At 70.7% G+C, this 9,699-nt stretch carries 9 protein-coding genes and 1 riboswitch; all 9 genes read right to left on the reverse strand.

The genetic code is table 11. The features are described from left to right. Positions 1-4: 4 nt before the first annotated feature. Positions 5-517: a lasso peptide biosynthesis B2 protein gene (locus AC08OX_RS10595; protein ID WP_476607654.1), complete on the reverse strand. Its 513-nt coding sequence runs from the start codon at positions 515-517 to the stop codon at positions 5-7. Continuing rightward, positions 514-831, reverse strand: coding sequence for a lasso peptide biosynthesis PqqD family chaperone (locus tag AC08OX_RS10600; protein WP_011437370.1), 318 nt, complete (start codon positions 829-831; stop codon positions 514-516). The genes AC08OX_RS10595 and AC08OX_RS10600 overlap by 4 nt, the downstream gene beginning before the upstream one ends. A 22-nt stretch (positions 832-853) precedes the next feature. Then, a complete protein-coding gene (locus AC08OX_RS10605) occupies positions 854-2,722 on the reverse strand; it encodes an asparagine synthase-related protein (protein ID WP_476607655.1) in 1,869 nt (622 codons plus the stop codon). Positions 2,723-2,733: 11 nt separating this feature from the next. Continuing rightward, positions 2,734-2,844 carry a lasso RiPP family leader peptide-containing protein gene (locus AC08OX_RS10610; protein WP_023840805.1) on the reverse strand — a complete coding sequence of 37 codons (111 nt, stop codon included), beginning with the start codon at positions 2,842-2,844 and terminating at the stop codon, positions 2,734-2,736. Positions 2,845-3,051: 207 nt separating this feature from the next. Further along, entirely contained in the window at positions 3,052-3,900 is an 849-nt protein-coding gene (locus AC08OX_RS10615) for an AfsR/SARP family transcriptional regulator (RefSeq protein ID WP_476607656.1), read from the reverse strand. A gap of 212 nt (positions 3,901-4,112) precedes the next feature. After that, on the reverse strand, positions 4,113-4,862 hold the full coding sequence (locus AC08OX_RS10620; protein ID WP_476607657.1) for a peptidoglycan-binding protein: 750 nt from the start codon (positions 4,860-4,862) through the stop codon (positions 4,113-4,115). 491 nt (positions 4,863-5,353) lie between these two features. After that, positions 5,354-5,522, reverse strand: a riboswitch (cyclic di-AMP (ydaO/yuaA leader). A 579-nt stretch (positions 5,523-6,101) separates the two neighbouring features. Continuing rightward, entirely contained in the window at positions 6,102-6,647 is a 546-nt protein-coding gene (locus AC08OX_RS10625) for an alpha/beta hydrolase (protein WP_476607658.1), read from the reverse strand. 610 nt (positions 6,648-7,257) lie between these two features. Next, positions 7,258-7,614 carry a four-helix bundle copper-binding protein gene (locus AC08OX_RS10630; RefSeq protein ID WP_476607659.1) on the reverse strand — a complete coding sequence of 119 codons (357 nt, stop codon included), beginning with the start codon at positions 7,612-7,614 and terminating at the stop codon, positions 7,258-7,260. 217 nt (positions 7,615-7,831) lie between these two features. Then, a complete protein-coding gene (locus tag AC08OX_RS10635) occupies positions 7,832-9,169 on the reverse strand; it encodes an amidohydrolase family protein (RefSeq protein ID WP_476607660.1) in 1,338 nt (445 codons plus the stop codon). Between the last annotated feature and the right edge of the window lie 530 nt (positions 9,170-9,699).

A 9,699-nucleotide genomic window follows, 5' to 3' on the forward strand; every position in this document is an offset into this window, starting at 1 on the left:
CCCCTCAACGACGTACGCCCTCGTCACGAGGCACGCCCCTTCCCCGAAGCCCGCCACTCCCACGGAGCCCGCCCGCGCGACGCGGCCCGGTTCCCGTTCCCGGACCGACGCTGAGCAGCGGCCGCAGGTAGCCGGCCGGCATCGACTCCCCGACGATCACTCCGTCCGCCTCGACCCACGCGTGCGCGGCGAACGGCGCGATGGTGCGCACCCCCACACGCCACGTCGGGAACGTTCCGGTCAACCGGCACAGCAGGGCGGTCGCTATCGAGCGGGGAACACAGCCCCGCGCGCCGCGGCAGGTGAGGCTCACGGCTGTCACCGCCTGCCGGGCGGCGAGCGCGGTGTCATAGCCGGCCGGGCGGGCGCCCGCGCCCACCCCCGTGAGCACCCGGCAGATACGGGCCGGCGACTGGGTCGCGAGCACCCGCGCGATCCCCACGGCGACCAGCGCGCCGAGCCGACGAGCGAGGGACGGTTTCGCCTCCGGCCGCTCGACCACCATCGGCGCGGTCACCGGGCCTGCGTCCGGGGATCGCAGACCGCCTCGGTCTCGGGTGACCATCGGGACTCGGGCTCGGCCTCGATGAGGCCCACGTCCGCGAGTTGGGCAAGCAGACCCTCCACGTCGCGGCGCGCCGTCTCCGGGTCAACCTCGCTGGTCTCACACAGCCCGCGGACGGCGGCTGCCGTGTCGCCGCCGTCGAGCAGGATCCGCAGCACCAGATCACCCGAGGGGTTGAGGGTCCAGTATCGGCCGTTGTCGATATGGAGGAGAACCGCTCCGTACTGGGTCGGCGCCCGCACCACGTCAGGCCGCAACGTCACCATGATCACTCACTCCTCCGGTAGCTCAGTCAGGGCCCCGCCGGCTCGCGAGCACCCGCAGCCACGCGTCCGCCGCGAACGTCGGTCGCAGCGCCTGGTGGCGATGACCAGGTACGGACGAAGATCGGCACGCCTGGCGCAGCGCGTCCGGCTCGATCAGGCCGAGATCGGCCAACGGGCTGTCATCGCACAGCTTCACCAGGACGTCCTGACTGGCGCGCAGGCCCTGATCCTCCTCGGCGGCGGTATCCGCCTTGGTCTCGCGGCGCAGGCATTCCTGCGGCACCAGCCGGCGCATGGCCTCCTGCAGTAACGGTTTGTACTCCCACGGACCGGTGCGCTCTTCGGGCCGCACCGCCAGCGCCGCCCGGACCACCCGCTCGTCGAGGAAGGGTGCGGCGAGCGGCGGGCCGACCGGATCGGCGAGCTGGTCGAACAACCGGAACACCGCCGCGCCGGCGCGGATGGCGAAGAGATCGGCGTGGCCGTCCCGGGTCTCGGCCAGCGGCCGGGCGCGCCGGGCGGCCTCCGCGAACGCTCCGGTCAGCAGGTCGAGGGCCGTCGGCGTGAGCCAACCCGGGACCACAGGCGGAAAGGCCCAGTCGAGCGAGGCCAGGACGCCCGGGTGGGATCGGCCGGAACCGGCGGAACCGGCGGAACCGGCCGGACGGCGCGCGTGGCCGACCGTGGCGCGGCGGGCCTGGTCGAGCGCATCGGTCATGTCGGCGAGGCAGTCCCGGTAGCCGCGCGGCCGCATCATTCGCAGGCACGCCATCCACGGCCAGCCCTCCTGCGCTCGGTGTCCGCGCAGGTCGTGCAGCGCCCGCCGGGGCCGGCGGCGCAACAACCGGGGGAGGTAGGCGGGACAGCCGTAGGCGACCTCGTCACCACCGAACCCGGTGAGGTGCACCCGCGGCCCGTACAGCGCGACCCGGTCAAGACCCGCGCGCAGCTTCGCCCGGTCGCCGATGCCGACGAACGGCCGGTCGAGCGGTTCGTCGGCGTCGGCGATGCCGTCGTAAACGAGGGGAAGCCCGGCGGCGGGCAGGATCTCGCGCGTGACGCCAGGGAACGTGGCCGCGGCCCACGTGGCCCGCGCGGCGTCGTCGTCACCGGGATCGCGGGCAATCCCGGTGAGCGCGACCACGTCGGCGGGGCCGCGCGCGGCCAGGCAGCACACCGAGGTGGAGTTCAGTCCGCCCGACAGATCACAGCTCACCGTCCCGCCGCCGGCGACCCGCGCCGCCACGGCCTCGGCGAGAGCCGCCCGCAGGGTCGGCGCCCCCTCCGTGCGGGACCGCACCGGTGCCGGTCGACGCCACCACCGCAGGACGGTGGCCTTCTCGTCAGGGCCGACGAGAAGGTAGTGATCCGGGGGCAGCGCGTCGATCGACTCCCAGAGCACCAGGTCATCGAGCGGATGGGGCGGTGACGGGTCGAGCAGCGACAAAGCCAGCGCCGTCCGGTTCAGCGGGGCGCCCGTGAGCCGGGCGAGCACGTCGGCGCGGTCGGCGGCGACCAGGTGGCTGCCCAACCGGGCGGTGAAGACCCGCCGGGTTCCCGTCGGGCTGCCCTGGATGCGACGGTGGCTGTCGATCTCGGCGATCACGTGGTAGTCGCCGGCCACGACGCGCGCGAGGTCGAGAGCGTGCACGTCACGGGCCGAGAGAAGCAGCCGCAGGAGCTGTCGCGCGTTGGTCGCGGCACACCCGATCAGGGCCAGCCGCGAGCGCCCGGCGACGGCACTGACCATGGCATCGTCCGGCCAGTCGCCGACGATCCACGGCCGCCCGGAGGCATAGCGCAGCATGCGACGAGCCCCCGGCGGACGCACGACGGGATCACGGTCGGCCAGCACCAGAAACCAGCAGGACGGAATCGGGACCACCTCCACCCCGGCCGCCGTCACGCAAAACGCCGCCAGGAATAGTCACGCCCCCAGCCCCAGCGGCCGTTCGTCACTGCGGCGAAGCTGCCGGCATCTTCCAGTCGCGGGGGGAGGTAGATAGCCTTCATCGTCTTCTCCTCAGCGGTTTCCGCGCGCCCTCGCTCGGTGGCGTGCACCCCGGTGAGGTGCACCCCGGTGGCGATACACGGCGGCGCCGCGCGCGTGGCCCGGGCGCCGGCCGGCTGGTCCAGCCCGTATGGTTGAAATTCCCCCGCCGGGTTCACTGGCGGTTCAGCTGACTTCCGGCGCACGGCTCGGCAGGCACGGCCGTGGCATCAGGTGACCCACGAGTCCGGATTCAGTACATGCTGATGGGCACGCCGCAGTTCGACACCGGGCTCGATCCCGAGTTCGGTCACCAGCCGCCGGTAGACCGTCTGGTACTCGGCCAGTGCCTCGGCCCGCCGGCCGGTGTGTTCCAACGCAAGGATCAGCTGGGCCCAGAGACGTTCCCGGGTCGGATGTTCGACCGTGAGCGCCCGCAGGGTCGGCAGCACCCGGTCGTACTCGCCGAGGGCCAGGCGGGCGTCGATCAGGTCCTCGCACACCGCCCAGCGAGCCTCCTCCAGCCGGAGGACCTCCGCGCCCGCGATCTCCGCCGGGAGCTCGTCGAACGCGTCCCCCCGCCACAGCGCGAGGGCGCCTTCGAAAAACCCGGCAGCGCGTTCCGGCGAGCCGGCGCGCACGGCGGCGCGGCCCTGCTCGGCGGCCGATTCGAACCGCTTAGCGTCGATCTCACCGGACGCGACGACCAGGCGGTACTCCCCCGGCCGGCTCTCGATGCGTCCGGGGCCGTTCCCCCCGGCTCCGGACGTGTCCAGGGGCGGCCGGAGGGTGTGCCGCAGCTCCGAGAGATAAGTCTTGATGTTGCCCCCGGCGGAGCGCGGCGGGGCGTCCTGCCAGAGCGCGAGCCGCATCCCGTCCACACTCACCCACTGGCCGGCGTGCAGCAGCAGGGCCAGCAGCAGTATGCGCTTCTTGCGCTGGTCGATGCGGACCTGCTCGCCCGAGGATCGCCGCACCTCCAGCGGCCCCAGGACCGCGAACAGGAGACCGGCCCCGGTCACGGAGGATGCGTTCGGACTCGCCTCAGGTAGGTAGTCGTCGAGCATCGTGGCTCTCATCGATCGGGCCCCCGTTTCGGTTTTCCCGTGCGGGCCGGCTGGTCCCGTGCGGGCCGGTGCCGTCTCCCGGCCCGGTGCTGGCCCGGTGGCTGAATACCCCCACCTCACCCCGGGTAGTCATCCGGTGCGTGCGGATATCGAGCAGCGCCCTTGGGTGGGTCGGGAATACCGGCCGACGGCAGCGGAGCCCGGTCGGCGGGCCTCGATCAGAGTCAGATCCCGAGCTTCGCCCGCGTCTGCGGTCCGACGATCCCGTCAACCACCAGACCATGCTTCAGCTGGAAGTCCTTGACCATGTGGTTGGTCTGATACCCGAACTTCCCATCCACGCTGATCGGGTAGCCAAGGCTGGCGAGCCTCTTCTGGATCTGGTGGACGTCGAGACGGAACCCGAGGCCGACGGCCAGCGACGGGTAGCGGGCCGCGGGTGCCACCACGGCCGCACGCGCCGGGGCAGCCAGCGAGGAGTAGGAGATGTTCGTGAACCGCACGCCGCGCGAGACGGCGGCCGCCGCCGCCTGTCCCCGGGCCAGGTAGCGGTAATGCAGGCCGTTGGTGTAGGCGCTCCAGGCGGTGATGCCCTGGCCTTCACAGACCTTCTTCGCCGCCCAGGCGTTGACGGCCGGGTCGTAGAGGTTGCGGTTACCCACCCAGCCGGCGTGGGCCCGCATGTTGATCTGCCACAGGCCGCGCGAGTCCTCGCCGTAGGTGGCGTGGGCGTAGGGGTTGCCGCCGGACTCCGCAAGAGCCACCGCGACCCAGGTGGCCAGCGGAACGCCGCGGCAGTCGGGCAGTCCCGCGTTCGCGGCCGCGCTGGCGATCGTCACATCGGGGACCGTGGTGGCGGCCCGGGCCGGGCTCGCGGTGGCGAAAATGCCGGCGCCGGCGCCGATCACACCGACGGCGGCGACAACGGCGCCCCGGGTCTGGGTGGAACGTTTCCGATGCTTTCCCTTGGCCATTTCTTTGACATCTCATTTCGGTGTCGTCGAACACAGACGGGTGATCGAGGGGAGGGATGCCGCTCGAAGGAGGGCGAGCGGAGACGACCGCGCTGGAGAAGGGCAACACCCAGTGCCGGTCTCCCGGTACGCCGAGAGGACGTCCTGGGACGACCGGGGACGACCGATCGACGCGCCCTGGGGATTCCGGGCTCGATGGGCTGAACAGCACGGCAGGCGGCCGTGGTCATTCCGTTCCAGGCCTGACGGGCCCGGTGGGCGGCAGGGGTCAGCCGACCACAGACGACGAGGCCGGGTGGCTTTCAGCCGAGCTGGTGGTATGGCGCGTCAGCGCGATCGGCCGGTACGGGCACCGACCGGATGGCACGTTCTCGCGAAGACGTCAGGGCGAGAACGGCGCCCCGTATGGCGGGGACGCACCGCGGGTCGCGCCGAACGGCGTCACGGTCCAGAAGACCGGAGCCGAGCGTTCCTGAAACACAGGCAACGTCGAGTCCTTCCCGTACGCCTGCGAGGTTAGCTGTCGGGTTCGGGCCGGGAAGCCCGGCCGTTTCCGCGGCGTGCGCGTAACGGCTTAACCCCAAGGGCGGCACGCAACGAGCCACCCGGAGGAACGTGGTTCCCCCGCTTCTGCCCAAGATCTCTCGGAGGGAGCTGCGGACCGTGGACAGAACTCGGCGTCGGCCCGGAGCTGTTGATACCCCGCAACCGTAGCGAACTACAGACCGTAGTGACAAGTACGAGTTGTGCCGAATCTGGGCGCATGTTGGTCACGATGCGTGCATAACACTGCGATGCCGCAACTCTCGGACATCAATAGCAGCTACCGGTAGCGACGCAGATCACCCGTCACGACCGGATCTTGGCGATATGACCGGTCCGTCGAGACGGGGACCGGTGGCCACGAGGTCCGGTAGTCACCGGGACCGCCCGGCCGTCCGGCAGCCCAACCCGGCAACCCCCGGCAAGCCCGGCAAGCCCGGCAAGCGGAAGCCTGGCCCGGGGGTCGGGTGGCGTGCGGACGGGTACGCAAACGCGAACGGCGCCGGCTTCGAGCCTGCGGCTCGAAGCCGGCGCCGTTGGAAAACGGACGATGCGGTACGGGACAGACGACTGACCCGCGGATTCGCGTGATTCACGCCGGCACCCGCCGAGGAAACACCTGCTGAGCGGTTGGGCCTCCCGCGAAGGCACACCCCCATCGGACCGGCACGCGGGCGCGCCCGGCACCGGGCGAGATCAGTCGACCGAACGGTCCCGCTGCCGTTGCCGTGGGGTCAGCCGCGGGACACGGAGGTTCTCGAGGAACAGCAGGATGTGCGCGCCGACCGCACGCCGGCCGGGGCCGGCGAGCACGCCATGCCCCCCGGGCAGCGACGCCAGCCGGGCCCGGCGCGCGGTCCGCGTCATCATGCGCGCCAGCGCAAGCGGGCTGACCTCGTCGCGCTCGGCATGGAGCAACAGGATCGGCAGGTCGGGAAGCGACCGTGGGATCGGTTGTCCCGGATCCTCGCCCGCGATCTTCCGGTACACCAGCGGCAGGTCGAGCAACACGAGGGCATCCGGCCGGACCGCTGGCGAACCGGCGCCGACCAACGCCCGCAGGGCCCCGCTGTCCGAACCCAGCAGGACGAACGGACCATCGGGGGGACACGCCTCACCAAGGGCGAGGACGGTGTCTCTCCCGTGGTCGAGAAACGTCACCTGATAGCCGTCGAGCGCGAGCCGGAAAGCTAGGCCCTCGAAATGTTCGGCGGATTCTCCACGACCGGGGAGAAGGACCACACTGGCTCTTCTCGAGTGGGTGGGATCACCACTGGGCCAGTAACGGGTTCCCGGCCCCCCACATATCCACGGGGGCGCGGACGAAAGTATGATGACGAAGCCAGGGACGACACAACATGCTCCGATCGAAAACCGTCCAGAGATGTACCCGGTACTGACCGGACATCGATACCGAGGCAGCTGGCGTCCACGCAGGCGATGACGATCTACAGACAGCCCCATCGAGCGACCGTGAATCAGGAGAACGCCAGAGAGAACACCGAGAGCGAGGGAAAGCCGAGGAGGCTAGTAAAGCACGTGAAGCGGCCGGGCCGGACAACCGGACGAGGCCACTCGCAGGAAGTCAATGTGGCCACGGACGACCAGGGGGGTCATCCGATCCACCGAGGAGAACATGACCATATTTTGCCTATCCGACGGCTACCTGTCAACATGGTCAACATTGTTACTCAGGTGTTTCACCCCATGTCCGTCCGAGGATACGTAACCGTAGCCACCGGTCGTGACCGGTGGCCGCGCATCATGTGCCGCGCGCCGCCGCACAGCCGGACGCCGGGGCGGAGTCGGGTGACCGCCGGCTGCGCCCCGGCGCCGTCGGGCCGGACGCGGCTCAGGCGGCGGCGCCCACCATCGTGTTGCAGCTCTCCGCGCAGGACCGGCATGCGCCGGCGAGCTTGGCGAGCTGCTGATCCTGCGGCATCCTCTCGCATATCTCAGCGCACATCACGCAGATCCGCGCGCACATCGCGCACATTTCCCCGTGCATCGGCGACATCCGGCACATCATGTCGGCGCAGGTCCTGGTGACGGCCGCGCAGTCCATCATCAGCCGCATGTTCGCCGGCTCCATCATGGCGCCCGGCATGTCCATGCAGTAGGAGATCGTCTCCTCGCACAGAGCCGAGCAGGACATACACTCCTCGATGGCCTTCCGCATGTTCTTATTGATCATTTCAGCGTGCTGCATGAGAACCCTCCAGGCGTTGGAGACGCGGCACCCCGTACCAGCGAATGGCCCGGACCACCTGACGGCAGCCGGCAGCGGGGCCCCTACGACGATAGCTTTCAGGGGCCGATCCGCATCTCGGTCAATCGCCGTCCCAGAGCGGATCCGACGAAATCCCGCGAGCCATACTAAGGGTATTTCTTTTTATATTTCGTGAACATTCCGGAAAACCGGAGAGTCAGCCGGGCTGCGACGCCGCGGGCCACTCGGGAGCGATTCTCGGCACCTCTTCCATCACCATGGTGGGGCGGACCAGGTTCCCGGGCAGCCGCGGGTGGGGCAGCACCGCGCGACCGCCAAGGAACACTCCGCTCACAGCGCCCGGCCGCTCGAAGATCGACAGGTCCCCGGGGTCCGCGTCGAGCAGGATCGCGTCGAAGGCGGAGCCGACGGCGATGCGGCCGGCTCCCTCACCCAGTCCGAAGAGCCGGGCTCCGGTCGCGGTCGCGGCGAGCAGCGCCTCGGGTGGGGTGAGCCCGGCATGGCGCAGCCGGCTGATCTCGGCCAGGTTCGTGCCGTGCCGGGTGCGGTGCCGGGCGTCGCTGCCGAGCGCGATCGGCACCCCCGCCGCGCGAGCGACCGCGATCGTGCCGGCCAGCGCGGCCTCGGTGGCCTCGGCTCGGTCCACCGCCCAGCCCGGCAGCACTCCGGTGGCCGCCAGCGCCGCCAGGTCCTGGTAGGGCGACAGGGTGGGGACGAGCGTCACCCCGGCGGCCGCCACGGGCTCGGTGAGCCCGATGCCGTGCTCGATGGAACGCGCCCCGGCGGCGACCGCGGCCTCGATCGACCGCTCGCCCAAGGCGTGCATCATCACCGGACGTCCGTACCGCCGGGCCTCCGCGACGGCGGCCGCAAGCTCCACCGGGCTGAACTGCGGCTCGGGCTGCCCCGGCCGGGCGGACATCACCCCGCCGCTCGCGTAGATCATGATCCAGTCCGCACCCGCCCGCAGAATGCCCCGCACCGAGGCCGGCAGGCTGCCCGCCTCGGTAACGGTATGCGGGGGCCGGCCGGGATAGTCCGGCATGAGAACATCTTCGGCCGACTCCAGCCCGGGACCGATGATCGCCCCGTCACCGTGCCGCCCGGACCGGCTCAGCCCGACGACGGACACGGCGAGCCGAGGTCCGGGCACGGTGCCCGCGCTGACCGCGTCCCGGATGCCGGCGTCGGCGCCGCCGGCATCCCGCAGGTGTGTGACACCGGCAGCCAACGACGCCCGCAACGCGGCGGCGGTCTGCAGGACTCGGGTGGACAGCGACGCCGTCGCCAGCTCGAACGGATCATAGGTGGACTGCGCGACGTGAGCGTGGCAGTCGACGATCCCTGGCATCAGCCACAGGTTGTGGGCATCAACGTCGACGGCGTCCCGGTCAAGACCGAGTCGCGTGCCGACCGCATGGATGACCCCGCCGCCGACGGCGACGTCGGTCGGCTCACCGAAGCGCCCGGTCCTGTCGAGGACGTGCACCCCCCGCAGGACGAAGGCCTCGGCCGCCTCTGATCGTCCGGGCACCGTCGACCGCCCGGACTCGGGACGCCCGGACTCGGACTGTTCCGTCGCGGTGGATCGCCCGTGCGCCGGAGGCTGCTCCGGAGTCAGGGATTGTTCCGATGATGCCGGGGGATCGGTCATGACCAGCGCCGTTCCTGCCGTTGACGACGACCTCCAACGCCTCGTTCCGGCCGGATCGAGCATCGACCGACAAACGCGCGGAGGTGGATGTCAGATCGAAGGTCGAGGCCGGGGTGCGGGAGGTCCGGATGTTCCGGAGGTCATCCGGATGTCAACGGAGACAGGCCGCCGTGTTGACGCGGCAGGTGTCGATGTGACGGCGATGAGTGAGTTCGACCGCGCGGCCACCCGGCCGAGGCCACGGCGTTACCGTGATCCCGCACCGGTCGTCCGACACGACGTCTCCTTCACTCGGCCCCGGATGACCGCGCTCAATATCATCTATCATACTCCCCCGTAATCACCGGTCCCGGATGACGCAAAGGGTCGAGGGACGAGCCGGCCAGGTCCGCTCACTGAGCCTTTCCGCG

The sequence above is a fragment of the Frankia sp. CoBUL1 genome (genome assembly GCF_978021245.1).

What these genes read in the sequence shown, in the direction of transcription:
- AC08OX_RS10615 (WP_476607656.1), bottom strand. Translation starts at nt 3,900, where the DNA reads ATGAGAGCCACGATGCTCGACGACTACCTACCTGAGGCGAGTCCGAAC.
- AC08OX_RS10620 (WP_476607657.1), bottom strand. Translation starts at nt 4,862, where the DNA reads ATGGCCAAGGGAAAGCATCGGAAACGTTCCACCCAGACCCGGGGCGCC.
- AC08OX_RS10630 (WP_476607659.1), bottom strand. Translation starts at nt 7,614, where the DNA reads ATGCAGCACGCTGAAATGATCAATAAGAACATGCGGAAGGCCATCGAG.
- AC08OX_RS10600 (WP_011437370.1), bottom strand. Translation starts at nt 831, where the DNA reads ATGGTGACGTTGCGGCCTGACGTGGTGCGGGCGCCGACCCAGTACGGA.
- AC08OX_RS10610 (WP_023840805.1), bottom strand. Translation starts at nt 2,844, where the DNA reads ATGAAGGCTATCTACCTCCCCCCGCGACTGGAAGATGCCGGCAGCTTC.